This is a genomic window from Vibrio sp. 99K-1, assembly GCF_013114585.1.
GTDB lineage: Bacteria > Pseudomonadota > Gammaproteobacteria > Enterobacterales > Vibrionaceae > Vibrio > Vibrio chagasii_B.
Window position 1 is genome coordinate 1 of sequence record NZ_VTXF01000027.1, and the last position, 26223, is coordinate 26223.

The 26223-nt window shown below is 45.1% G+C and carries 24 protein-coding genes and 1 tRNA gene; 10 read left to right on the forward strand and 15 right to left on the reverse strand.

Going from position 1 to position 26223, the window contains the following annotated elements:
* The first annotated feature begins 170 nt into the window (after nt 1-170).
* Nucleotides 171-255: transfer RNA gene (locus F0228_RS19340), tRNA-Tyr, on the forward strand.
* A 164-nt stretch (nt 256-419) separates the two neighbouring features.
* Nucleotides 420-1094: a Crp/Fnr family transcriptional regulator gene (locus F0228_RS19345; RefSeq protein WP_061033643.1), complete on the forward strand. Its 675-nt coding sequence runs from the start codon at nt 420-422 to the stop codon at nt 1092-1094.
* Between the two features lie 50 nt (nt 1095-1144).
* Here F0228_RS19345 and tsgA read toward each other — a convergent pair whose 3' ends face one another.
* The 3 genes from tsgA to F0228_RS19360 form a co-directional block, all read right to left on the reverse strand.
* Nucleotides 1145-2317: an MFS transporter TsgA gene (gene tsgA, locus F0228_RS19350; protein WP_171762654.1), complete on the reverse strand. Its 1173-nt coding sequence runs from the start codon at nt 2315-2317 to the stop codon at nt 1145-1147.
* A gap of 72 nt (nt 2318-2389) precedes the next feature.
* Nucleotides 2390-3097, reverse strand: coding sequence for a purine-nucleoside phosphorylase (gene deoD, locus F0228_RS19355; RefSeq protein ID WP_061033645.1), 708 nt, complete (start codon nt 3095-3097; stop codon nt 2390-2392).
* Nucleotides 3098-3363: 266 nt separating this feature from the next.
* Nucleotides 3364-4278 carry a TIM44-like domain-containing protein gene (locus F0228_RS19360; RefSeq protein ID WP_008220669.1) on the reverse strand — a complete coding sequence of 305 codons (915 nt, stop codon included), beginning with the start codon at nt 4276-4278 and terminating at the stop codon, nt 3364-3366.
* A 197-nt stretch (nt 4279-4475) separates the two neighbouring features.
* Between F0228_RS19360 and F0228_RS19365 the strand changes: the two genes are divergently transcribed.
* From F0228_RS19365 to F0228_RS19375, 3 genes are all read left to right on the forward strand, one after another.
* On the forward strand, nt 4476-5066 hold the full coding sequence (locus tag F0228_RS19365) for a TetR-like C-terminal domain-containing protein (RefSeq protein WP_171762655.1): 591 nt from the start codon (nt 4476-4478) through the stop codon (nt 5064-5066).
* Nucleotides 5067-5083: 17 nt separating this feature from the next.
* Entirely contained in the window at nt 5084-6958 is a 1875-nt protein-coding gene (locus F0228_RS19370) for an MFS transporter (RefSeq protein WP_171762656.1), read from the forward strand.
* Between the two features lie 147 nt (nt 6959-7105).
* A complete protein-coding gene (locus F0228_RS19375) occupies nt 7106-8026 on the forward strand; it encodes a putative sulfate exporter family transporter (protein ID WP_061033648.1) in 921 nt (306 codons plus the stop codon).
* Nucleotides 8027-8138: 112 nt separating this feature from the next.
* Here F0228_RS19375 and F0228_RS19380 read toward each other — a convergent pair whose 3' ends face one another.
* The gene (locus tag F0228_RS19380; RefSeq protein ID WP_008220662.1) at nt 8139-8303 is read right to left on the reverse strand and encodes a hypothetical protein; all 165 of its coding nucleotides are present in this window, start codon (nt 8301-8303) and stop codon (nt 8139-8141) included.
* Nucleotides 8304-8409: 106 nt separating this feature from the next.
* The gene (locus tag F0228_RS19385) at nt 8410-9288 is read right to left on the reverse strand and encodes a LysR substrate-binding domain-containing protein (protein ID WP_102423828.1); all 879 of its coding nucleotides are present in this window, start codon (nt 9286-9288) and stop codon (nt 8410-8412) included.
* A 194-nt stretch (nt 9289-9482) separates the two neighbouring features.
* Between F0228_RS19385 and nagE the strand changes: the two genes are divergently transcribed.
* Nucleotides 9483-10928 (forward strand): N-acetylglucosamine-specific PTS transporter subunit IIBC, encoded by a 1446-nt coding sequence (gene nagE / locus F0228_RS19390; protein ID WP_171368420.1) that lies wholly within the window; start codon nt 9483-9485, stop codon nt 10926-10928.
* Nucleotides 10929-11039: 111 nt separating this feature from the next.
* Here the strand turns inward: nagE and menE are convergent, their stop codons facing one another.
* From menE to F0228_RS19420, 6 genes are all read right to left on the reverse strand, one after another.
* On the reverse strand, nt 11040-12488 hold the full coding sequence (menE, locus tag F0228_RS19395; protein ID WP_171762657.1) for an o-succinylbenzoate--CoA ligase: 1449 nt from the start codon (nt 12486-12488) through the stop codon (nt 11040-11042).
* A 52-nt stretch (nt 12489-12540) separates the two neighbouring features.
* Nucleotides 12541-13548: an o-succinylbenzoate synthase gene (gene menC / locus F0228_RS19400; RefSeq protein WP_171762658.1), complete on the reverse strand. Its 1008-nt coding sequence runs from the start codon at nt 13546-13548 to the stop codon at nt 12541-12543.
* Nucleotides 13549-13623: 75 nt separating this feature from the next.
* A complete protein-coding gene (menB, locus tag F0228_RS19405; protein ID WP_105059188.1) occupies nt 13624-14490 on the reverse strand; it encodes a 1,4-dihydroxy-2-naphthoyl-CoA synthase in 867 nt (288 codons plus the stop codon).
* Nucleotides 14491-14595: 105 nt separating this feature from the next.
* Nucleotides 14596-15393 carry a 2-succinyl-6-hydroxy-2,4-cyclohexadiene-1-carboxylate synthase gene (menH, locus tag F0228_RS19410; RefSeq protein WP_171762659.1) on the reverse strand — a complete coding sequence of 266 codons (798 nt, stop codon included), beginning with the start codon at nt 15391-15393 and terminating at the stop codon, nt 14596-14598.
* 9 nt (nt 15394-15402) lie between these two features.
* Nucleotides 15403-17127: a 2-succinyl-5-enolpyruvyl-6-hydroxy-3-cyclohexene-1-carboxylic-acid synthase gene (gene menD, locus F0228_RS19415; RefSeq protein ID WP_116870209.1), complete on the reverse strand. Its 1725-nt coding sequence runs from the start codon at nt 17125-17127 to the stop codon at nt 15403-15405.
* Nucleotides 17124-18431, reverse strand: a complete 1308-nt coding sequence (locus F0228_RS19420) for an isochorismate synthase MenF (protein ID WP_171762675.1) — start codon at nt 18429-18431, stop codon at nt 17124-17126. Before F0228_RS19420 ends, menD begins: the two co-directional genes overlap by 4 nt.
* A gap of 291 nt (nt 18432-18722) precedes the next feature.
* Between F0228_RS19420 and F0228_RS19425 the strand changes: the two genes are divergently transcribed.
* From F0228_RS19425 to F0228_RS19435, 3 genes are all read left to right on the forward strand, one after another.
* Nucleotides 18723-19955 (forward strand): pyridoxal phosphate-dependent aminotransferase, encoded by a 1233-nt coding sequence (locus F0228_RS19425; protein ID WP_004739935.1) that lies wholly within the window; start codon nt 18723-18725, stop codon nt 19953-19955.
* 170 nt (nt 19956-20125) lie between these two features.
* Complete coding sequence (gene yfbR, locus F0228_RS19430) at nt 20126-20710, forward strand: 5'-deoxynucleotidase (protein WP_004739934.1); 585 nt, start codon at nt 20126-20128, stop codon at nt 20708-20710.
* Between the two features lie 51 nt (nt 20711-20761).
* A complete protein-coding gene (locus F0228_RS19435; protein ID WP_171762660.1) occupies nt 20762-22105 on the forward strand; it encodes an anti-phage deoxyguanosine triphosphatase in 1344 nt (447 codons plus the stop codon).
* A 50-nt stretch (nt 22106-22155) separates the two neighbouring features.
* Here F0228_RS19435 and F0228_RS19440 read toward each other — a convergent pair whose 3' ends face one another.
* Complete coding sequence (locus F0228_RS19440) at nt 22156-22755, reverse strand: DTW domain-containing protein (RefSeq protein ID WP_171762661.1); 600 nt, start codon at nt 22753-22755, stop codon at nt 22156-22158.
* Between the two features lie 9 nt (nt 22756-22764).
* On the opposite strand from F0228_RS19440, the gene rrtA reads away from it, so the two are divergent.
* Nucleotides 22765-23307 carry a rhombosortase gene (gene rrtA / locus F0228_RS19445; protein WP_061033658.1) on the forward strand — a complete coding sequence of 181 codons (543 nt, stop codon included), beginning with the start codon at nt 22765-22767 and terminating at the stop codon, nt 23305-23307.
* Here the strand turns inward: rrtA and F0228_RS19450 are convergent.
* The 3 genes from F0228_RS19450 to F0228_RS19460 all read right to left on the reverse strand — a co-directional run bounded on the left by F0228_RS19450 (nt 23304) and on the right by F0228_RS19460 (nt 26161).
* Nucleotides 23304-23603: a helix-hairpin-helix domain-containing protein gene (locus F0228_RS19450; protein ID WP_171762662.1), complete on the reverse strand. Its 300-nt coding sequence runs from the start codon at nt 23601-23603 to the stop codon at nt 23304-23306. The genes rrtA and F0228_RS19450 overlap by 4 nt on opposite strands.
* Nucleotides 23604-23781: 178 nt before the next feature.
* A complete protein-coding gene (gene ppiD / locus F0228_RS19455) occupies nt 23782-25647 on the reverse strand; it encodes a peptidylprolyl isomerase (protein WP_171762663.1) in 1866 nt (621 codons plus the stop codon).
* 220 nt (nt 25648-25867) lie between these two features.
* A complete protein-coding gene (locus F0228_RS19460; protein ID WP_012604504.1) occupies nt 25868-26161 on the reverse strand; it encodes an HU family DNA-binding protein in 294 nt (97 codons plus the stop codon).
* Nucleotides 26162-26223: the final 62 nt, after the last annotated feature.

Genomic DNA, 26223 nt, shown 5'->3' on the forward strand with positions numbered 1-26223 from the left:
GCCAAAGGGAGCAGACTGTAAATCTGCCGGCACTGCCTTCGATGGTTCGAATCCGTCTCCCTCCACCATATTCTTCTTACCTCTTTTGAGAGTTAAGAGAACAATCTAGTTGATGGGCTTATGGGAAAACATCAATTTAGGCTTACTTTGTGAAGAGTAAGACACAGCCTGGAGGGGTTCCCGAGTGGCCAAAGGGAGCAGACTGTAAATCTGCCGGCACTGCCTTCGATGGTTCGAATCCGTCTCCCTCCACCATATTCTCCTTAATTGGAAAATCGAAAAGCCAACTCATTGAGTTGGCTTTTTTCGTTTCTGTGTATAATATTTTCACTGTACCTGTTACCTTTCTCGCTCAACGCTCTTGATAATCTATCATCCAAGTTAAGAAACTTATCTCAACAACTGAATTAAAACCAAATATGCAGCTACAAACCCTAGGAAAAGGTCGCTTCGAAACTGAGTGGACCGAAGACAAGCAACTAATCGAACAAACCATTCGTGATTGTATTTGTACGAGCAGAATATTTGAGGAAAATGAGAAGTTATTAACTCAAGGAGAGCATGTAGAGAACCTATACCTTGTCGATTCAGGAAGGGTTTCTATGGGGATGACGGCTCGAAACGGTAAAACATTTTTGCTAGGTACTCTCGAGTGTGAGCAACAAGTTTTCGGAGAGATGGAGTTCTTTACCGGATACCGCTGCCAGATGGATATTATGCCCATCGAGCCTGTGAGCGTATCTATCATTGATGCACAAAAACTAAAGAAATATTTGTTAGAGCAACCTAAGCTCTCTCTTTATTTCGCCAGTGCTATCGCTATTGACTATCAAGACACCGTCGAGATCCTAACAAGGCGTCTTCTGTATCCGATCACTTACAATGTTGCCTACGACATTTATCATCAATATTTGAATGACTTACCCGTCGATGGCTTTCAAAAAAATTACCTTGAAGCAGAACGTTTTGCTACGACAGATAGAGTCTACCGCCGCGCAGTGAAAGAGCTTGAGAGCAAAGGTTTTATTGCGAAAGAAAAGAAAGGCTTAAGGATTCTTGATCTAGAAGGACTCAGAAAGTTTGCGGAACAATAAAGGCCTGCGCAAATGCAGACCTTTTCGGGGTCACTTAAAACGGTAACTATTTATGCAGTTTGAGCTTGATTGGCTTGGCTTGCTTTGTACTTTGAAGATGCAATAAGCATCACCAACACAACAGCATAGATAGCAGGGATGGCATACATAACCGTTTGTAAGCCAACAATACTTTCCATCATAGAGCTAATCGCAGGACTAAACATTGCACCAGCACTGCCACTAACCAATATATAAGAAACATTCTTACTTGATGCATTGCGAACAAATGACACACCATAAGCAATGAAAGCATTATAAAGTGCGGCACAAGCAAATCCGTAACCATAAGTCAGGTAAGAGAGCCATTCTAGTTTGTTTGTCGTAACGATGACACTCGTTATTACCATTGCAAGTGTAATGATCGTCAATAAGAAAGACTGAATCTTCATACGCGACACAATGACAGTCGAAACTAAAGCACCAACCAACGCTGCTGACCAATACTGAGTAATAATGCTACCCGCTTGTTCAAATGGAATATCGAACTTCTCTTTCACAAACATTGGAGCCCAAGTTAAGAAGGTATAAAGGGCAAGCATTCCTAAAAATAATCCGATACCACCACTAATAATGCCGAAGTTCCATTCAGACTTTGATTCAGTTTGTGCTGTGCTTTCATCACCACATTGATTGAAGTTAGTCAGCAAAGCGATAAACATTGTTACCAATGCAACCACGCCAACACTTAAGTAACTGATGCTCCAATTCATTGCATTAGTAAGTGCGTAAGTGGTGATCATTGGGAATACAACACCTGCAATGTTAAATGTCGCGTCTTGTACTACTAACATTGTGCTCTGAATTTTGTCTTTCCATAGTGAAACGACAATAGTACCAGCGATACACAGACCAACACCGCCACAAAAACCAATGATAGCCATACATAGCATCACAATCGATAACAAAGGTGCTATGTAAAGGCCTAATGAGGACAGTGCGATAATCCCGTAGCACAGTACCGTCATACGTTTAATACCGACTTTTTCAATTAAGAAGAAAGCCGCAATTGTACCGGCTAGTGCTCCACCATTTAATAAAGAAAATATTGATGCTACTTCATTTACATTCGCGTTAAATGCATTGGCTATTGGCTCGACCAACATACCAAATTGTGTCGCAAAGCCCGCCATAACGAAATTAGCGAGGAAACTGATAGCAGTGAGTGTCATTTTATTTTTCATTGTTCACTCCAAGGGCTCGTAGGTTAGATGTTTTAATTTGGGAGAGCTTAACTTTAAGCCCTCCACACAGGCTTAAGCTTTGATTGCCGTTTCTAAAGCAATTTCAATCATGTTGTTGAATGAAAGCTGACGCTCTTCTGCTGTCGTCTCCTCACCCGTGATACAATGATCAGATACCGTCAGGATCGCTAATGACTCAATACCAAATTGTTGCGCTAGCCCGTATAAGCCTGCAACTTCCATATCGATACCAAGCACCCCAAAACGCTCCAGCGCAGGAATGAGGTCTTCATCAGGATCGTAATAAAGGTCGCCAGTGAACACGTTGCCAACTTTTACGTCTATATTCTTCTCTTTTGCTGAAAGGTAAGCATTATGTAAAAGCTCAAACGTTGCCGAGGTCGCCATGTGATAGCCACTGCTGCGCTTGGCATTCGTTGGAGAGTCTGTACCGGCGGCTTGTGCCAAAATCACATCACGCATCATCACATTTTTCTGCGTTGCCCCAACACTACCGATACGAATAATGCGCTTCACACCAAAGTCATTAATCAGTTCATGACCATAGAGAACCATTGAAGGTACACCCATGCCATGACCCATTACTGAGATACGTTGCCCTTTGTAATAGCCTGTATATCCAAGCATGTTACGAATATCAGTCACAAGCTTTGCGTCTTCTAAGTAGGTTTCAGCAATGTATTTCGCTCGTAGTGGATCACCCGGCATAATTACCGTAGATGCGAAATCCTCAGCAGTGCCAGCAATATGTGCAGTCATAATGTTTCCTTATTTGTTTTGTTGGCGCAATCATAAGAAGCAATGGTACAAAGCATTGAGGACAAATGTCCGCTTTCAAAGTACTGCCTCTCAAATTTGAATCATCTCTAGCAAAACCATGGCACTCATTGTTCTAAGGACCCAGACATTACTTACTGGTTATCCTAAAAACACAAAAGCCCCTGCAGATCTCTCTGTAGGGGCTTTCAATTATTAGGTGTTATTCCGATTAACTACACATATTGATGTTTAACTAAGTCGTGGAATTAACCTTGAATACCAACAATCAACCAAGGTGCGTTGTCGGTTGTTAGGTCACGCTCTAAGTGCCAGATATCAGTGATGTCTTCTTCGATACCTTCCGCAGAATCACGGTAGCGACCGCTAAACTGTAGGCTTAGCTGTGCTTTGCTGCCGTCATGGTCTGCACGAACGATTTCAGCATCAACGTACATTACATCTGTGTGCTGATCACCGTCTAGCTTGCTACGCTCAGCTTTTAGGTCTTCGAAAAGGCTTGGAGACACGTATTCTTCAATCGTGCTTAGCTCGTTGTGGTTCCATGCACCTTGCAGTGTACGGTAGTGCTCACGAGAGCCGTTGATGAATGCCGCTTGATCAAAACCCGGTGGGTAGTTATGTGGAACATCACTTTGCGCACCAAAACCAAAGCCACCAGCAGTGCCTTGTGATTGAGGTTGTGCTTGCTCGAAGTTATGAACATTTGGCTGTTGCGTTGGTTGTTCAAACTTGTTTTGTCCCATACCGCCGAATGCTGGCTGTTGGCCTCGTGCATTCTGCTGGTTCATAGAACCCTGCTTCGCGCCAAGCATGCCACGTAGGAACTTAAACGCTAGGAAAGCAATCAGACCCATAATCAGAATATCCATGAACTGGATACCTTCAAATGCGCCACCGAAGAATGCTGCTAGTAGACCACCTGCAAGTAAACCGCCTAGCAGACCGCCCATAAGGCCTTTCTTGCTAGAGTTAGCCGCTGTGTTCTTACCGGCTTGATCTTGTCGGATTGAATTCGTGTTCTGTTGTTGCTGTTTGGGTGCAGGAGCCGTTTTGAAACTCTTACCAAAAGACTTACCACCACCAAACTTTTTCGCTTCCGCGATTGGTGTCACCGCGACTGATACCATCAGAATCGCGACTAGTGAGAAAAATCGTTTCATTATTATCCTTTATAGGTTTCTTTATCTTTCGACACCTTAATCATACTCGTTAACAAAGCACAATGAAATATTCACTGTGTTTACACATGTTTCATAATATTGCGGCGATTAGTTAATTACTAAACTAGCGAAGGGATTGACGGCACTCAGGGGCAGCATTAAAATATTGAACGATGTTCATTTACTAGAAACTACTCATGGCACGCAGAAACGACCACACTCGAGAACAATTGATCCAGCTGACTTTAAATACAGTGACAGACTTTTTAGAGCAGCACTCCTATCACGAGTTGAGCCTACGAAAAATCGCGAACATGATTGGTTATGTACCGAGTACCCTGGTAAATGTGTTCGGTAACTACAATCTTTTGCTTCTTCATGTTGTAGCTAAAACCCTGGATGAGCTCGCGGCTGAATCTGCAGCTGCCGTTGAACAATCAAGCAATGCACAGCAAGCATTATTTAATCTTGCATACTGCTACCACGACTTTGCGCAAAAGCACCCACACCGTTGGCAGCTTATCTTTGAGCACAACATGCACGGTGAAAACCTACCTGAATGGCAATCCAACCGTATCGATAAGATGACTGGCATGCTAGAGCAATTGTTAATCGCAATTGCACCTGAACATACGGAAAGCGAAGTCGTTAAAGCGAGCCGTGTATTATGGTCTGGCGTGCACGGAATTACACTTCTGAGTGTTGACGATAAGTTTTTCGCATCTGAGCCTATCGATGGTAAAGAGTTGATTAATAACCTAGTCTCAAACTACTTAACCAACTGGTAAGCATTCAAGGAAAGACAATGAACAACAGCAGCCAATCTTCGCTGTTAACGCAAAAAAGGTTCCTACCCTACTTTATTACCCAGTTTCTGGGAGCCTTTAACGACAACATATTCAAAAATGTTCTGTTGCTGTTTGTTGCTTTCGCAAGCGTAGACACACTACCTATCTCCAGCAACCTATTCATAAATTTGGCGGCTGGCCTATTTATTCTGCCCTTCTTCCTGTTCTCTGCTTTGGCTGGTGTACTTGCAGACAAATACGAAAAATCTTGGTTTATCCGTAAAGTGAAGCTGCTTGAAGTGGTGATCATGTCGCTGGGTGCGATTGGTTTTATCTACGAAAGCTACGGGATTTTACTTCTACTTCTGTTTCTAATGGGAACGCAGAGTGCCTTCTTTGGACCGGTAAAATACGCGCTACTCCCTCAGCAACTAGAAACAAAAGAACTCGTTTCAGGTAACGCATTAGTTGAGACAGGCACATTTCTAGCCATTCTGATTGGTACTTTGGGTGCCGGTATTATTGCATCGGAAGAGAGCGCTAAGCTGGTTGCAGCAATTTGTATTGTGTCATTTGCTGTGCTTGGCTACGTATCAAGCTGCTTTATTCCTGAAGCACCAAGCAATGCGCCGGATCTTAAAGTGAAATGGCAGCCAATCAAGCTGACCAAAGCAACACTCGCGATTGCAAAAAAAGACCGACCAACCTTCCAGGCTTTAATGTCTATCAGCTGGTTTTGGTTCCTTGGCGCGACCTACTTAACCCAATTCCCAAACTTCACTAAGCTGCATTTGAATGGCACTGAGAGCTCTGTTGCCTTTTTGCTGGCGCTATTCTCTGTAGGCATTGCCATTGGCTCTCTAGCCTGTGACAAGCTTTCCAATCACCGAATTGAGATCGGCATTGTGCCAATGGGCAGTTTAGGAATTTCAATTTTTGGCTTGCTGATGGCGACATCCACCCCTGAGTCTTTGCCCGAGTTTAGCTCTTTCCAGCAATTTGTGACTTACTCCAAGCTATGGCCGCTGTTTGCTTATCTACTGCTACTTGGTATCTCTGGTGGTATCTTTATTGTGCCGCTTTATTCACTGATGCAGCTACGCGCGAAACCAGACGAGCGTGCTCAAGTGATTGCAGGGCTAAATATCTACAACTCGCTGTTCATGGTAGGTAGCGCTGTGATGGGCATCGTATGCTTAAGCGTGCTTGAATTGTCCATTCCACAGCTGTTTGTACTACTGGCTCTGTTGAATACCTTCGTGATGCTTTACCTGTTCTATCAGGTACCCATTTACGCCTTCCGCTTCTTCACTTGGGTCGTCACGCATACCATGTACCGTGTTAAGCACAAGAATCTGCATAACCTACCTGAAAACGGTGGAGCGTTGATTGTTTGTAACCACGTCAGCTATATGGATGCACTGCTACTCAGCGCGGTATGCCCTCGCCTGATTCGTTTTGTCATGGAAGAAGACTATGCCAAGCTTCCGCCATTAAGACGCTTCTTGAAAAGAGCTGGAGTGATTCCTATCTCATCCACCAACCGCCGCTCGATTCGCAACGCTTTCAACGAGGTTGAACAAGCACTGCATGAAGGTCATATCGTGTGTATCTTCCCGGAAGGTAAACTCACCTCAGATGGCGAGGTTGCAGAATTCATGCGTGGTATGGAGCTGATTATCCGACGTTCTCCCGTACCAGTCATTCCAATGGCTCTCAAAGGGTTATGGGGCAGCTACTTCAGTCGCTATAAAGGCCGAGCATGCAAAGGGTTGCCAACTCGTTTCTGGACAAAGCTAGAGATCGAAACAGGTGAGCCAATTTCACCGGCCGATGCATCTTGTGAAACTCTGCATCAGGCTGTTGCTGATCTACGTGGCTCTCAAAGATAATTAGCTTAAAATAAGTCCAAATGTCCCTCCTGAACAGACGTTTAGTTTTTCTTAACGTTTGTTCAATTCATTTAGACTTACTTATCATCAAGTTAAGCGTATAGTCTTCGCTACGCTGCCATAACCAGAAACGATAAAAATAATATAATGAAAATGAATAAATCCATTCCATTTTATCTTGCTGCTCTATTTTGCTTAACCCCATGGGTAAGCTCCCCTACTGCGCTGGTTATCGGTTTCCTGCTTGCGAGCTTAGGTTTAGTGCCAGAAAACGTAGAAGTCGGCAAACTGACTAAGAAACTACTGGCCTACTCAATTGTCGGCTTGGGCTTTGGCATTCAGTTTGAGAAAGCACTAGCGGTGACTGGTGACGGTATTGGTTTGATCATTACCACAATTATCGGCACGCTGGTTATTGGCTGGTTCTTAGCAAAACGCATGGGGCTGGACCGTACTACGGGTTACCTGATTTCTTCTGGTACCGCCATTTGTGGTGGTAGCGCGATTGCAGCGGTCGCTCCGGCAATCAAAGCAGAAGACGAACAGATTGGTTTAGCTTTGGCTACCGTCTTTGTATTGAACTCTGTAGCACTGTTCTTATTCCCGATGATTGGTCATGCACTTGAATTGAGCCAACAAACGTTCGGTACCTGGGCAGCGATCGCAATTCACGATACTTCTTCAGTTGTTGGTGCTGCCTCTGCATATGGTGAAGAAGCACTGACTACCGCAACAACACTTAAGCTCGCTCGTGCACTGTGGATCATCCCAATCGCGTTGGTCAGCGCAATGATCTTCAAGAGTGATCAAAAGAAGATTACCGTGCCTTACTTCATTTTCTTCTACTGCGCAGCTATCGCAGTCAGCGACTTATTGCCACAGTTTGAAGTGGTATACCAAGGCATCTTTGACGTGTCTAAGCGTGCATTAGTTGTGTGTCTATTCTTGATTGGCTGCGGGATCTCTGTAGAGAAACTGAAAGCGGCGGGACCAAAGCCATTGATGTTTGGTATTACGATGTGGGTGATGATTTCTACAGGTTCATTAGCGTGGTTGACCCTCGCATAAACCCTACGGAGCTAAATCTCTAACAAAATAACGAAGCTCGAATATCGAAACAAAAAGGCAAAGCTCATATGGGCTTTGCCTTTATCGTTTTTGAAACCTTTTAACCAAATCGCTATTCAAACAGGGGCTTATCACTCTTCTTGCTCTCTCTTTTCATCAAAACCAATACCACAACTAACACAAATGCAGTAAGTTCAGCTAACGAACGCGTCAACCCCGACGATGTGATAGCTTGGCCTATCTGCAGTAGCACTGCAATGATGAGGGCAATTTTCATAATAAGACCTTATTCTATAATCCGTTATTTATATGGCTTATTATGATGGATGGTTATAAAGATAATAAATTCTGTTTTGAACTATCTAATTGCTAAATTAACTAACCTAGTTCAACTGACCTTCTAACCACTTGATAAAGGTTCTGACTTTAGGCCGCTTTTCGGTACCGAGCGGGCAGATAAGATCATAGCCTTTATCTGTCTCCATACTTGGGTAAGGCGTAATCAGCTCTCCCGTCTCAATGTATTGCTTCACGAAGTGATAACGCCCCATCGCAACGCCAATATTGAACAAAGCACTCTTAACGCCCATATCTCGGTGACTCACACAATAAAACTGCTCGAACAGATTCACATCCAAATTATTGTGCTTAATCCAGCGCTGCCAAACGTCGGAGCCTAATGCATGAATAAAGTTAATCCTATGAAGCGAATCCAAACCATCATCAAAGATCTTGTGTTCTGCGGCATAACTCGGCGTACAAACCGGAATGTACTTTTCACCAAAAAGGCGTTGTCGGTGCATGTCTTTAAGATCTTCCGCACCGTAATAGATCGCTATATCAAGGTGATTTTGGTGAAAGTCTTGTTCCTCTTGCGAGAAGATATTGAGATTAAACTTAGGGTATCTTTTCTTAAAGTCTGCGAGCCTAGGCAGCAACCAGCTATTAGCAAACGCTGGGCTAGTACCAATATTGATCTGCCCATAGAGATCGGTGTTAGTAATGTCTTCAATCTCACCAAAAATCGAGCTTAACGACTTAGACAAAGTTCGTTGAAATCGCTGACCTTCTTCGGTCAACTCAAGCTTACGTGTGCCTCGTACAAACAAGTTAAAGCCAAGCTCACCTTCTAACACCTTAATGCGATGACTCACCGCTCCTTGTGTTAAATGAAGCTTTTTAGCAGCCAGCGTAAAGCTCATTTTCTCTGCAGCAACATTAAAGGTATGAAGATTTCTAAGTAAAGACTGATGGTTTGCCATAAGCGCTCATGCATTAAAAATTTTAATTCATGGTACTACCCGTTTCGTTTGTTTGCATTAAGAAATAAGTTTCTAATAGCCGCAGTTACTTAAAATACTGCATTGATCAATATTTGGTTGCAAATAGTGGTGAGCAGAAACATTAAAAAAATTAATTTCAAAATTTAGGGGCACGTATGAATATACTTGGGTATATGCAAAAAGTAGGTAAGGCATTGATGGTTCCCGTAGCCACACTGCCAGCTGCAGCAATCCTTATGGGTATTGGCTACTGGTTGGATCCTGTTGGATGGGGTTCGGAAAGTATTTTGGCCGCATTCTTGATCAAATCTGGCGGTGCGATCATTGATAATATGGCCGTTCTCTTTGCAGTCGGTGTTGCATTTGGCTTAAGCCGAGACAAAAATGGCTCTGCGGCGCTATCTGGTTTCGTGATGTTCCTTGTCGTAACCACTTTGCTAAACCCAGGCTCAGTTGCACAGTTGCTTAATGTTGAGGCAAGTGAAGTGCCAGCGGCTTTTGGAAAAATCAGCAACCAGTTTGTCGGTATCATCGTGGGTATCATCTCAGCTGAGATCTACAACCGCTACTCGACCGTTGAATTGCCTCAAGCTCTCGCATTCTTCAGTGGTAAACGCTTAGTTCCTATCCTAACTTCGGTTGCAGGTATGGCGCTTTCATTTGCTCTTCTTTACATCTGGCCAGCTGTTTACGACGCTCTGATCGTTCTGGGTATTAAACTAGAAAGCATGGGCGCAGTCGGTGCTGGTCTGTTTGGTTTCTTCAACCGTTTGTTCCTATCAGTTGGTATGCACCACGCTCTTTACCCTGTGTTCTGGTTCGACGTTGTCGGTATTAACGACATTCCAAACTTCCTAGGCGGCGCGCAATCTATCGCTAACGGTACGGGTATTCCAGGTAAAACTGGCATGTACCAAGCGGGCTTCTTCCCTATCATGATGTTTGGCCTACCAGCAGCAGCATTGGCGATGTATCACTGTTCTGATGCGAAAAATAAGAACCAAGTATTCGCTATCATGCTTGCGGCAGCTATGGCTTCATTCTTCACGGGTATCACAGAGCCACTAGAATTCAGCTTCATGTTCCTTGCTCCTGTACTGTTCCTACTGCACGCAGTATTAACAGGTCTATCACTTTACATTGCGGCAAGCATGGAATGGATGGCAGGCTTCGGATTCTCAGCAGGATTTGTTGACCTGGTACTGTCTAGCCAAAACCCACTAGCAGTGAACTGGTACATGCTATTGGTGCAAGGTGTTGTGTTCTTCGCGCTGTACTACTGCATCTTCCGCTTCGCTATCATCAAATTCAACCTACGTACTCCAGGTCGTGGTGAAGAGATGGAAGCTGAAGGCGAGACTGCATCTCCTGAAGCACTCGTGAACCTAACTAACAACTACATTGAAGCGATTGGCGGTGCAGACAACATCCTTGAAGTTGACAACTGCATCACTCGCCTACGCCTAACGGTAAAAGACTCTTCAATCGCCGACAGTGACAAACTGAAGAAACTAGGAGCAGCAGGTGTGGTTCCGGTGGGTAAAGGTGGACTGCAAGTTATCATTGGCTTAGGAAAAGTGGATAAGGTCGCAGAACAAATGAAAAAGGCTCTCGCTTAACACGGCACCTTTTGATGACAAGATAAAACAATAAGAATTTGTGATGGCTTCACCACCATCACACCCCCCTGAAGCGCAATTACGACTAGTCACCGTGTATTGCGCTTCGTTTTATTTAGAACGAACCTCTTGTAACCACTGCGCCAATCCCGCTCTCGATACCTTGATGCCTAATTGTTCTTGCTCTGGCATGCGGTAGTAGTCGATAGGGAACTTAAATCGCTCTAGGCTTCCTTGTAGCTGTTCGGCAAACCACACTTTGGTTGGCATTTCATCACAGTCAATAATCGCAACGGGTCTAAAGCCAAATTCACTGTCTTCAACGGGTATAATAAAGGCTTGCTTAACCTCAGGAAGTTGACCAAGTGCCCTCTCAATTTCTTCACAGTGAATATTCTCACCGCCAGAAATAAACTGATTATCGGCTCTGCCAATAATCGACACTTGCTCGCCATGCCATTGACCAAGATCTTTACTATCAAACCAGCCATTCTCATCCACTAAAGGGGTTAAAGTACCTTGATAGTAGTAACCAGAAGCGAGGGTATTACCTCCAATATAGATACGTTGGTTTTCTATTTTCAATTGGCGATGATTAAGCACAAAACCGGCAGTGCTGCTCGCATCAACAAGCTTTGCTGTCACCGTTGAGGCCGCTTCCGTCATGCCATAACCAAGCCAAGTCTCAATCCCCATTTGCTGAGCTTCAAGGCCAAGCGCTTCTGGAATATGGCTGCCACCTAACAGCACATGAGTTAAAGTAAGTGCTTGCTTACTCTTTAATAGCCTATGTAGCTGAGTAGCGACCAACGAAGCATGACTACAGCCCTTGATATCGGATTCAAGCTGACCAATACCCATTTTTATACAGCCACCAGAAACTAGCCAACGATGAACAATCGCCAGCCCTGACACATGGTACATAGGCAAACTCAGCAGCCAAGTATCACTGTCTTTAAATTGGAAGGCGTCCAGTAACCCGGCAGCTGAATACAGGTGCTGCTCAAGTGTGTGAGCCACCGCTTTAGGGTTTCCGGTAGAACCTGAAGTAAATACGATACTCGCGAGGTTTTGAGGACTGAAACAGGAAAGTTCTGACGTTGCTGCTGGTTTGTCATCAACATTCAGTTTTTTATTAACATTCAAATCACTCAAACAAGGCAATGTAAGTAACTGAGTGTTTGGTTCAGCAAGGTCTGGTTGATTTAAACCACTGCTCTCTAACAGCCATAAGTAACGTCTATCCGACGGCCTATAAAGCGATTCAAGCTTTTGCGTTAAGCGAGCTGAAGGTTGGGGCATGGTGAACGCACAAAGTACACCTAAATTAAGTGCCGCGAGATAAACGGGGATCACTTCGGCTTGGTTCTTACCAACAATAGTCAACACATCTCCTTCTGAGAGACCTTGTTCTGATAGCTGTTGTTGGTAATCACTCACTAACGCCACAACTTGCAGCCAAGTGTAAGCACGGTTGGGTGTGACGAATGCTGTTTGATGTGGGTTGTGCTGCGCCCACTGTACCCAGAGCGGGTGATGATTAGATTGTAGGCGCATCATAAGATAACCAAGTTAAAGATTGAAAACTGATTGAGTCAACCGAACAATCGGCTTATGAAGACCAAATCAGCTGCTGCTGTTCAAGCGTCGCAACAGGAAGTTGGCAACCTGGCCATGGCAATTCTAGCTGTTGTTGATACAAACCAATCGTATCAAGCCCCGGCACTTCATTAGGCAAGTACTGCTGTGCCAATCGCGCAATCTGAGTTAAGCCAAGGCTCGACTCAATACTTGAGCTTAAAACAGGCTTAATGCCAAGTTGTTGTGCACGTTCAATGATTGCCACACAGCGCTCTACCGAGCCGATTAAGGTTGGCTTAATTACCACAGCCTTAACGCCAGTTAAGTCACTTAAATCAAACTCAGGGTTACGCACCGCTTCTTGCAGTGTCTCGTCCCAAGCAATTGCTACGCCGTGGTCGATGGCAAAGGCCAAGCTGTCTTCTGGCTTTTGGCAAGGTTCTTCAATAAAGCTAATACGCTGACGCAGTGACGGCGAAATGTACTTAATGAACTGCTTCGCTTTCTCTGGCTTCCACGCGCGGTTGGCATCAAGTCTTAGCGTTAAATCAGGGATCGACTCAAGAAATAAGCTAACCAGCATGCCATCACGGATCGCTTCGTAGAGGCCGACTTTCACTTTCGCGACCTTCTCGCCTACCATCTCATTCAATACAGGGATCAGTTCATCTGGATCGCCTGTACACAAAGGCGCCGCTTGGTAGTTACCTTGAGCGTTAAGATCGCCTCGCAATTCCATCATCGCCATTGAAAAGCCAAACGCGACAGAAGGATACAGCTCGTCGAAAGGCGTTTGAGGTTTATTGTGGCTCCAAAGCTCTAATTCGTGTTGAAGCTGAATGCCAGCTTGTTCGGCATCTTCTTGGCTAAAACCGGGCAAAGGCGCAACTTCGCCAAGACCAGTTTTACCATCACACTCAAGTTGGATGATATAGCCAACGCGTTCGTTCAACTTATTGTCACGAAGAACCACGCCACTATCCATAGGTAATTGATAACGGTAAAGTTTAGCGTGACGCTGAGAATTCACTGAGTTCATAAAGTTTCCTAAAAAACGGGGAACATCAAAACAAAACGAGCCGCTATTAGCGACTCATTTTGAAGAGGAGAAATACTATGGATTACGCGGGAACTTGTCGAAGTCTGGTCGACGTTTCTCGTTGAATGCGTTGCGGCCTTCTTGGCCTTCCTCTGTCATGTAGAACATCATGGTTGCGTTACCAGCCAATTCTTGTAGACCGGCTTGACCATCACAGTCGGCATTCAGAGCCGCTTTCAAGCAACGCAGTGCCATCGGGCTGTGTTGAAGCACTTCACGGCACCAACGAACTGTCTCTTTTTCTAGGTCAGCGACAGGAACAACGGTGTTTACAAGGCCCATGTCCAGTGCTTCTTGAGCATCGTAGAAACGACATAGGAACCAGATTTCACGCGCTTTCTTCTGGCCAACAATGCGAGCCATGTAAGAAGCACCCCAACCGCCATCGAATGAACCCACTTTAGGACCCGTCTGACCGAACTGGGCATTTTCAGCGGCAATAGTAAGGTCTGCCATCATGTGAAGTACATGACCGCCACCGACTGCCCAACCCGATACCGCTGCGATTACTGGCTTAGGACAAGTACGAATTTGACGTTGGAAATCAAGTACGTTCAGGTGGTGTGTACCTGAATCATCTTGATAGCCGCCGTAGTCACCACGAATACTTTGGTCACCACCAGAACAGAACGCCTTCTCACCAAGACCAGTCAAAATGATTACGCCAACTTTCTCGTCGTAACGAGCGTCAGCCAGAGCATTAATCATCTCATTTACGGTTTGTGGACGGAACGCATTGTGTACTTGAGGGCGAGCAATCGTGATTTTCGCAATACCGTCTTCAGACTTGTGGTATTGAATATCTTCATATTGACTGCTTTCATCGCGCCAGTTAACGGCTGCGTAAAGTTCTTCTTCTGTGATGCCTACTGTTTTAGCCATGGTGATTCCCATTGTTCTATTAGAGAGCGCGACTAGTGTAGAGTCGCGACGGTGTTGCTCTGCTTGTCATAGCGCTTGATACGAGAGACACGCTCAGTCAGTTCATCAACGACTGGCGATACATTGGATAATCAAGTTTGAAAACATCTCTGGTTGTTCAAAATGAACATTATGACCAGCGTAATCAACCTGACTATATTCAAAGCCACTATTCTCAGCTAGCTCCATGAATTTACGATCTTTTTCACCACATACATAGTGCAAAAGATGCTCATGAGATTTTAATGTAGCACGTAAATCAGGTTGCTTCGCTAACGAAGTAGATAACAACATATTTGCTACGGATACTCCAAGGTTACCACTACGCTTTATGACCAAAGTTTGTCTTTGCTCATGATTTAGTGAAGAAAAGACGCTTTGTTGATACCAATCGTCTAAAACATCTTCAATCGACTGCTGCGCGAAGCGAACGGCCCATTGCGTATCATGTACTAACCTTTGTGCTCTTTCTTCGTCACACTCCAAGCCAAAGTTACCACCTTCGATGATGACTTTTTCAAGGTTGAGTGTTTCAAAGCAAGGGCTTGTCACCCCATACATAGCGAGCCTTCCTCCCATTGAGTAGCCAATCACCACGATAGGATAATCTGCAGGAAGATCGTTCTCCTCCAACTGAGAAGTGATGCACTGAACGATCTTGGTGCAGCAGTGTTCAAAGCCTACCGGGTCGATAAAACGGCTTTGTCCGTGTCCGGGCAAATCTATGCAAAGACGAGGAAAATCCTCGAGGAAGGGGTGACATGCACTCCAATCATCCCCGCTTCCGAGTAAACCATGTAAAAAAACAAGCAAAGGTTTTTCAGAAGATTCTTGTACTGCTGGGTAATAATTGGAGTAAAGCATGTAAAGTCCTTAGGCTAATGCCTCAGTGAGCATTGAGCTGAATTGCTTCAGCAAAGTAGACGCTTGTTCGGGAGGCGTCTTAACTTCTACGAGCAAGGTACCCTGACCTTGTTCGAAATGTTTTTCGATGAGCGTTTGATAACAGTTTAGAGTTTCAGGCGCGGCATAATCGAGCTTGAACTGCGCGGCGGCATGTTCAAAGCTGAAGCCATGAGGCATCTGATAAAGCGACTGTTTTTGCTGTTCAGGAACCGGCAATAAATCAAAGATCGCCCCACCATCATTATTGGTGACCACAATAACCATTGGCGTTGTGCTATGAGTGAGCAGCGCTAGCGAATTGAGGTCGTACAACAAAGAGGTATCACCAATCAGCATCATCAAAGGGGTTTGGTTAGCTTTTATCACGCCTGCAGCCGTCGCCACCAAGCCATCAATGCCCGATGCACCACGGTTGCTATAAACTTGAGTCGCAGATATTGATGACAACATATCCACCAGCCTTACCATCAAGCTATTTCCCACAAATAACTCTCTGCCTTTAAGTCTAGACGACAAGTCAACGGCGACGCTCAACTCTGTAAGTTGATCATTATTAGAGATTTGTGCCAATGCCAATTGTTGAACTGTGTTCGCGACTTCCGCCAAAGGTGCCGCCCAACCAGCATGTTCTCCCAACAGCGTTGGTAGATGCTGCTCTGATAACCAATATTCGATATCAGCGACGATGTGAGTTTGAGGCAGATGATCTTGATTAATACGATGCGCATCTGGTGAAACAACGATGTACTGCGATGAACAAAATGTAGCAGCTTGCCCTTTTACCCATTGGTTAAGACGCTTAGAAACGATGCGCTCACCAAACTGGATAATAAAGTCACACTGGCTAAGCTGTGCTTTGGCTGCGTCACTTTGCATCCATAAATCATAGTGTTTCCAGTCACTGCTGACACCCGATTGAGGGTCACAGAGAACTGGCCAGCCCAAAGCTGACGCAAACTGCTTGGCTTTAATTGCAGCTTCATTCTCGATAGAACCAATAATCACCGCGCCTTTACGAGCGACATAATCACTTGCTGAAACAGGCTGAGCGTTTAAATGGCTCGGCAAATAAGTGTTCGAGTAAAGGCTGGTTGAAGCTCTCCAAGCTGCCACGCTCTTTGTATAATCCGCATACATCTCAGCGCTATTAGCGGAATAAAGAGGTTCTGGGAACGGACAGTTGATATGAATAGCCCCACCGACACTGCGTTGTTTCGCCAGTGCAGTATCAACCGATGTCAAAAGCCAATTCAAAGAAACTTGTGTCGTAGGGCTTGGAAGGTTAAGCGCCGTTTCAACGTGAGACGAAAAGATACCCTGCTGTTGAATCGCTTGGTTTGCACCACAATCGACTAAATCAATCGGTCGATCAGAGGTCAGCAAGATTAACTTTTCTCGCGTTAATCCAGACTCAGCGGTCGCTGGTAGAAGGTTAGCGACGGCAGTACCGGAAGTAACAATCACCGCAACTGGCTTGTTGCTCGCTTTAGCTAAGCCTAGAGCAAGAAAGCCAAGCCCGCGCTCATCAAAGTGCGTATGTAAGGTTAGCTTAGAGTTAGCTTCGGCTTCGAGTGTTAATGGTGTTGAACGAGAGCCCGGTGCGATGCAAACATGTTCAACACCGCTGCGTGTAAGCTCTTCAAGTAACGTGTGACACCAAACTCTATTTAATACGGCTTGGTCGTGATTCATGATGCGACACCCAGTGGTGGGTGATCTGAAATTAGGCTCAACAAGGTCGACATCTTCTTGTTCAACTCTTGCCACTCATGTTCAGCCACCGATCCTGGTACGATCCCCGCGCCCGCAAACAGTTGTACTTGATCGTTTACAACCAATGCACTTCGAATCGCCACACAGAATTCTGCTCGTTGATGACTGATATAACCGACAGAGCCGGCATACCAGCCTCTCGCAAACGGTTCGTGTTCTAGAATGAAGTCCATCGCTTCTTTGCGCGGTAAACCGGCTACGGCTGCGGTTGGTTGTAAAGCCGCAAGTAACTGAACGCCATTAACGCCGTTATTAAGCTGCGCGTGAATATTACGTTTTAGGTGCTGTACCTTACGCAAACGAACAAGGCGCGCTTCTTTCTCTACGTGCACGGATTGTGAATGAGGCGTGAGACGCTCAATGATGTCGTCGACGACATATTGGTTTTCATTAAGGTTCTTGGTGTCTTGTGAAAGCCAATTTGCTAGCTCCATATCTTCGGTAGCGTTCTCGCCACGACCAATGGTGCCAGCGAGCGCTTCGGTATCAAGCTCGGTGCCATGACGGCTGTATAAGCGCTCAGGTGTCGAACCAATGAAACTGTGTTTAGAATCCAACACCAACATAAAGTGAAAGCTATGGTGGTTTTGCAGGTAACTAGCCTTAAGGAGTTGAGCCGCACAAATAGGTGCATCAAGTTGTAGCGTGGTTTTTCGCGCTAAAACCACTTTCTTGTACTCTTCGTCGCTAATGCCTTTCAGTACTTTCTCAACTAACCCGCCCCACTGTTCTCTTTCTGGAACGTGGTTTATCTGTTCAATATGGGCAGACAAAGGCGCCAATATCGCGGCTTCTACGGATAGCTTATTCAAAGCATTAATAGAAACAACACGATCAGGGGACAAGTTAACCGCCAGCGACCAAGTGTCGTCAAAGCGGATCAATTCAATCTGAGGTAGAAAGAAGAAAGATTCCATGCAGCGGCGATTTTTTTCAGTGTGCCCGTCAAATGAACGTCCACCCCAGATTCGTTGGTCTTCACCTAGAATCGCATACGCGGGTGCTGGATCTGAAAATGTGTGTAACTGACCAAGCGCAACCACCTCTTCACGAGTGTCGCGTGACTGCCAGTAGAACTTAGGAAAAAGCGGTTGAGCATGAAGCCATTCGATAAATGCAAACGATGGTTTTTGCGTGAGAACTTCAACACAACGAACTTCGCTTGCTTGGGCATTTTGTACTCGCTCAATCAAAGCGGAGATAGTTTGCTGGAAATGTGACAAATCGACCTCGTTCACATCTAAATTCTTATTATATTAGTTTGATACTTTATGGGTAGCACCCACTTAGATCAAGAATGTCCGATATCTTTTCAACATTCCTGTGACTTTAAGCGAGCCCCTCTATCATTTTAGACAATAACCATAAAAGCGATGAATTAAAACTTAGAAAAGGGTGACAACAAAAAGACCAAACGTGACACTGAAATGCGACATTCATCAGATTTTTATTCTATCAAACGCCATTTTGCGGTACTTTAATAAAGTATTTAAATTAATTTCAGGAAATCGGCAATGCAAAATATCGGGATGTCGTCAAAACTCAACAGCGTATGCTACGAAATCAGGGGGCCTGTACTCAAACATGCTAAGCGCATGGAAGAAGAAGGGCATAAAATACTAAAGCTTAATATTGGTAACCCCGCCCCATTTGGTTTTGACGCCCCTGATGAAATCCTTGTTGACGTAATCCGTAACCTGCCGACATCTCAAGGTTACTGTGACTCAAAAGGTATCTATTCAGCCCGTAAAGCGGTTGTTCAACACTACCAGAAAAAAGGCCTACGCAATCTTGACGTAGAAGACGTTTACATTGGTAACGGTGCTTCAGAGCTTATCGTTATGTCTATGCAAGCGCTACTGGATAATGGTGATGAAATCTTAGTTCCCGCTCCAGACTACCCACTATGGACAGCGTCTGTTGCACTTTCTGGTGGTACTCCGGTTCACTACATGTGTGATGAAGATGCAGACTGGTACCCAGATCTGGATGATATGCGCGCAAAGATCTCACCGAAGACTCGCGGCATCGTTCTTATCAACCCGAACAACCCTACAGGTGCGGTTTACAGCCGTGATTTCCTACTGCAAGTTGTCGAGATTGCACGTGAACACGGCCTAATCATCTTCGCTGATGAGATTTACGACAAAGTCCTTTACGACGGTGCTGTGCATACCTCTGTTGCAACGCTGGCTGAAGACGTACTGATGGTAACGTTCAACGGCCTATCTAAAGCTTACCGTGTTTGTGGTTTCCGTGGTGGTTGGATGTTCCTAACGGGCCCTAAACACTTAGCCAAAGGTTATGTTGAAGGTTTAGAAATGCTTGCCTCTATGCGTTTGTGTGCCAACGTACCAATGCAGCACGCTATCCAAACGGCATTGGGTGGCTATCAGAGTATCAATGAACTGATTCTGCCAGGCGGCCGCCTGCTTGAGCAACGTGACCGAGCATGGGAACTGATTAACAAGATCCCTGGCGTGTCTTGTGTGAAGCCAAAGGGCGCGATGTACCTGTTCCCGAAGATCGACACCGAGATGTACAACATTAAAGACGATCAGAAGTTCGTACTCGATTTCCTTAAGCAAGAAAAAGTACTGTTAGTACAAGGTACTGGCTTCAACTGGCCTAAGCCTGACCACTTCCGTATTGTGACTTTGCCACATATTGAAGACCTTGAAGTGGCAATTGGTCGCCTAGAGCGCTTCTTGCAGACTTACAATCAAGACGACCTCATCGAAGGTTAATGAGCACAAGAAAGATGGCTACAATTTGCTGTTTTAAAAGACTTTAACTTGTATTCATTCACTTCTATGCTTAAAAGGCTCCAGTTTAGGAGCCTTTTTTGTATCCGCTGTCTCGTGCAGTTTGTGGCAAACAAAAAGTACGAGTGGAGCACTCTCTAGATAGGACATTTATGAAACAGAGCCATTTCTTCGCCCATCTCGCACGCATGAAGCTTATCCAACGCTGGCCTCTGATGCGCTCCGTCTCAAGCGAGAACATTTCAGAACACAGCCTACAGGTCGCTTTCGTCGCCCATGCCTTGGCGCTTATCAAAAACAAAAAGTTTGATGGCAAACTCAACCCAGAACACATTGCCCTAATCGGGATGTATCATGACACCAGTGAAGTACTGACTGGTGATCTGCCTACACCCGTCAAATACTACAACCCAGATATTGCTCAAGAGTATAAGAAGATAGAAGCAGCTGCAGAGCAAAGGCTACTTTCGATGCTGCCAGAAGAGTTTCAAGATGATTTCGCCCCCTTCTTAATCTCCGGCACTGCCAGTAAAGAAGAGCAGAACATCGTAAAACAAGCCGATACTATCTGTGCGTATCTAAAATGTTTAGAAGAGCTCAGCGCTGGCAACCATGAGTATGAACAAGCCAAACGTCGGCTAGAAGAGACTCTCGAACAGCGAAAAAGCCCGGAAATGGACTACTTTCTCACCACCTTTGCCCCAAGCTTTGAATTATCACTAGACGAGATAAGCTAGCCAGGTATAAGTTGCTTGTAATTAAATAAAATCAATTTGATAGGTGATATTTTGAATTCTCAACTCGAATCCTCTTTTGTACTCGAACAAGAGTGGCAACATCGAAATGACGATGAACACAAAATAAGACGTGATGATCACCGCAGCCCCTATCAGCGAGACCGAGCACGCGTACTTCACTCTGCCGCTTTCCGTCGCCTACAAGCTAAAACTCAAGTGCACGGCACCACGGTTAATGACTTTCACCGCACGCGCTTAACTCATTCGCTAGAAGCAGCGCAGCTTGGCACAGGTATCGTTGCTCAACTGAAGAAAAAGCAACCTGAGTTTCGAGACCTTCTGCCTTCAGATAGCCTAATTGATTCTTTATGTTTGGCTCACGATATCGGCCACCCGCCATACGGGCATGGCGGTGAAGTTGCACTCAACTATATGATGCGCGAACACGGCGGCTTTGAAGGCAATGCGCAAACCTTTCGCATTGTCACCCAGCTAGAACCTTACACAGAGCACCACGGGATGAACCTGTCTCGACGTACCCTGTTAGGGCTAATCAAGTACCCTTCACTACTCAGTGAAGTGAAGGCAAAAGAACAACCAGAACCCGTTAAGCACCAGCGACAACTTCGTGCCAAAGACTGGATGCCCGCGAAAGGTATCTACGATCATGACGAAGAGTTATTCAACTGGGTACTTGAACCACTCTCAGCGAACGACCAACAGCTTCTCAAACAGAAAAGAAAGTCGCACACAGAGCCACTAGAACATAACAAGACTAAGTATAAGTCACTCGACTGTTCCATCATGGAGCTTGCCGACGACATCGCTTATGGCGTACATGATCTGGAAGATGCGATTGTGCTTGGTTCAGTGACTAAAGCGCAGTGGGTTGAATCGGCTTATCCGCAGTTAAAAGAGATGGCGGACCCGTGGATCTGTGAACACCTAGATTCGATCACAGAGATGTTGTTTTCTGGCGAGCAGTACCGCAGAAAAGATGCCATTGGTGGGATTGTTAACGCGCTGCTGACGAGTATCTCGATTAAGCCTGTTGATGAAAGTTTTGAGAACGCACTGCTTGCCTACAATGCCGTATTGGAGCCAAGCATGGATGCTACCCTCGACAAGCTGAAACACTTCGTCAGCGAATTCGTGATTCAAGTGCCGCAGGTTCAAGTTATTGAGTACAAAGGCCAGCAGATCATCATGGATATGTTTGAAGCCTTCAGCGCCGATCCTGAACGCCTGTTGCCACTGCCCATCAAGAAGCAATGGCTACAACATCAAGATGCATCCAGAAAGATGCGCGTGATCGCCGATTACATCTCATCAATGACCGATGACCTGGCTCAGAAGATGCACCAACAGTTGTTTTCAGCACATACAGAGTTCTAGACTTACTCGCAGTACTTAGACTCAGCGAACTTAGACAAGTATTAATGAGATTACGCTAAGTAGTTTTTCTCAAATACGCCCGGCGGCATTTGATTGATTTGAAACTGAATCATTTGGTCAAATGCCGTTAGCAGCGGACTGAAATCTCGGCCATCTTCTAACAAGCTCAGTAAATGGTACCCAGCTTCTACAGTCGACAAGCTATTTTCACTTGGCGCTTTACGGATTCGGTAATTACCCTTGAGATCTTTTGGTAAGTGGACCGTGTTCAACGCATGCAAGTTACTCGACACTTGCCACATCTTGAATGCTTTCTTCCACGTCCCATCCAATAAAATCACACGTAGCTTTTTATTAGGCCGTGTTACAGATTCAACTGGCGCAGAGTGTTCACTCGGGTACAAAATCACGTGCTGATATTGCGTATCAGCCAGCATGGCATTCAGTTGCTCATTATCTGAAAAATCTTCACCGACGATCGTCACACTATTTTTTAAAGATAACGAGAGGATACGCGCGGTTCCCATCGGACGATGCTCTTCTGATGGGTGCTGAAGAATGATAAGCTCAACGTTCGACTCTAGTGGTGTAACCCACTGACAAATACAAGCTTTCAACGCCTTGTTGCATTGGGGGCAATAACGAGACATGGATGTAATGTGTACCCTGTTTTAATTTTCACTTCACTTTTATGCGTCATATTCCAACTAGAGCCAGTGCAGGCTTGGGTCGTTTGGGATAAAAGTGCGATTGTCGATGGACAATGGTGGCGGATCCTAACAGGAAACTTTTCACATACCAACTACTCACATCTGCTAATGAATCTAGCAGGCTTGTGGATCATCAGTTATCTGTTTCAACCCACACGAAAACAACTTATCTCTGCGTTAGCTATGATCAGTTTAATCACTGGATTGGCTTTGTTGCTTTCAAGCATTCAGATTTATGTAGGCTTATCGGGAACACTGCATGGATTGTTTGGCTTATTCGCGCTCAGAGAGGCTTTAAACGGCAGGAAATCTAGTTGGCTGTTGGTATCAGGATTAGTCGCTAAAATCGCTTGGGAGCAATTTGTAGGCCCTTCCAGCACGACTGGTGAGCTAATTAACGCGAGAGTGGCTATTGAAGCCCACCTAGCAGGTGCACTGGCAGGCGGCTTCCTAGCTATCATTTCATTGGTAATGAGCAAAAAAACAAACTAAAGCTGTATTCTTTCGCGATTCTTCTCAACCGTTGCTTCACCAATCCCTTTGACACTCACCAAGTCGTCAGCACTAGCAAACGCTCCGTTCTCAGTTCTATAGTCGACAATATCTTTGGCTTTCTTATCACCCACACCTACCAGTAACGCTGATAGCTCTTCTGCGGTCGCGGTATTAATGTTTACCGTAACCTCAATGCCATCATAAAGTTCGGCCTTAGTTGGGCTGTCTGCGAGTGCTGTAGGGCTTAAAAACATCAGAAGTGAAAGAAGTAGTGTTGAATATAAAGTGCGCATAATCCATTCCTTTGTGAAAAAAGGTAACTTATGCGTTTGCAGCAAGAGATAACATAATCGCCAGATAAAAATAAAGCGGGTCACCTAAGTGACCCGCTTTGTTATACATCTTATTTTCATCAGCTTGCTTGTTGGCTCACAAATATGATTTGTGGATAACTAGCAAGACAATTGATGATTACTGACCTTGACCGACTACGTAGTATTCAACGTCTGCGTTTTTGCGTAGTACGTTTAATACGTTAGTTAGATCTTGCTGGTTACCAACACGCTCCAACTGAGCACTAATTTGAGTGCTGTAAGCTGGGTTGATTTCAGCTGTTACTTTAGACAGCTCTACAACAACGATGTTGCCTTCTTGGTCTTTAGATTGACCGAATACCACTTGGCCTTCTTCTGGCTTAGCTAGAGCAAATACAGAAGCCGCTAGTGGAGAGTTGCGGTCAATCGTCTCAAGTTCTGTGAACTCAAGGTTGTTGTCCGCTAGTACTGCTTCGTTACCAGCTTTAAGCTCGTTGACTAGAGAAACACCTAGCTCAACAGCTTGCTCTTCCGCTTTTACAGCAGACAGCGCAGCCACAACTTGATCTTTCACTTCTTCAAGAGGAAGAACCGTCTCGTCACGAGTCTCTTCAACACGTACAACAATGACGTGCTCAGGAGCCACTTCGATAACTTCAGAGTTTAGGCCATCTTCTTTCACTTCAGGGCTCAAGATAGCTTGCATAACTGCAGGCGTCATCAGAACTTCTGGAGCATCAGCTTGAGAGATGAAATCAGTTGTTGTGATCTTAGCATTGATAGCTTCTGCAGAATCGTCTAGCGAGTCTGGGAATTCAAACGCTACTTTTTCTAGCTCAGTTTGCATTTCGTAGAACTGGTCTACTGCGTGTTGGTCTAGAAGTTCTTGCTTAATCTCTGCCGCTACTTCTGCGTATGGCTGAGATTCAGGCGCTTTTAGTTCGTCTAGCTTGATGATGTGGTAACCGAAGTCAGACTTAACTAGGCCAGTTGTATCACCAACATTCTGAAGAGCGAAAGCTGCGTCTTCGAAAGCTGGGTCCATCACATCACGTTCGATCCAACCTAAGTCACCGCCAACATCTGCACTGCCGAAGTCGTCAGATTTCTCTTCTGCTAACGTAGCAAAGTCAGCGCCTGCATTTAGCTCGTCTAGGATTGACTGAGCTTTTGCTTCGTCGTCGCCTTCAACAAGAATGTGGCTCACTTTACGTTGCTCTGCCGTTGAGTACTTGTCTAAGTGTTCTTGGTAGTATTTTTGTGCTTCTTCGTCGCTCACTTCTAGCTGTGACTTAAGTGCTTCAGCAGAAAGTTCAATGTAAGACACTTTAGCTTGCTCTGGACGAGTGTACGCTAGAGGGTTTTCAGTGTAGTACTGTTCGATCTGCTCATCAGTTAGCTCAACGTCTTTAGCAAGGTCAGCAACAGAAAGAGTCACTGTGCGAATGTCACGAGTTTGAGCGATTAGCTTGCTTTGTGTGTCGATTTCGCCTTGAAGAACGAATTCACTGCCTTGAAGTGCTGTCACAAGCTGGTTGCGCATTAGGTCACGACGCATGTATTCAGCGAAGCTTTCTGCGCTGAAACCTGCACGGCGTAGTGCTGCTTGGTAAACTTCTTGGTCGAATTGACCCGCAGTTTGGAACTGAGGCATTTCTAGAATCATTGTACGGATTTGAGAATCGCTGATTCGTAGGCCTAGAGACTCTGCTTGCTGCTCAAGTAGAACGTCGTTGATCATGCGATCAAGTACTGATTTACGGAAAGACTCTACGTACGCAGGGTCTGCAAGCATTTGAGCGAAGTAATCGCCAAGTTGAGATTGCATGCGATTACGTTCGTTTTGGTAAGCTTGTTCGAACTCACCACGACCGATTTCTGTATTGCCAACTTTAGCTGCTGCGTTGTTACCGCCACCGGTGATGTAGCTGCCTACACCTGCGAATACGAATGACAGGATAATCAACCCAAGGATAATTTTTACCGCGATGCTATTCACGCCTTCGCGTAATCGATCCATCATAATTTAAGTGCTCTCCGGATATGAAGCATTGGCTTCAAAATAAAAATCTATTCACGCGATATTATCAGAAAAAGAAATGCGCATCAGTAGGATGCGCATAATTTAAATTAGTTCAATGTGCTTCGCACATATACTGTTTAAGAATGAAACATCATTTTTCAAACAGTAAACGCATTTTACTGCCTTCCCCTCTTTAAAATCGAGGTTTCAGCAGTAGAAATTAGTTACATGCGTCTTTAAGTGCTTTACCCGCTTTGAAGCCAGGTACTTTAGCTTCTGCGATTTGGATCTCTTCACCAGTTTTTGGGTTACGACCTGTACGAGCAGCACGAGTACGAACACTGAAAGTACCAAAGCCAACAAGTGCAACTTGGTCACCTGATTGTAGCGTTGTGCCAACTGCTTCGATGAAAGCGTCTAGAGCGCGACCAGCTGAAGCTTTAGAGATGTCTGCGTTTTCTGCGATTGATTCTACTAGTTGTGTTTTATTCACTGTTTTTCCCCTATGTGTCATCTGTGACTACTTCTCGATGACTGTACGTTCCATTTTGGTTTTAATTTAGCCGCAACCCTTAT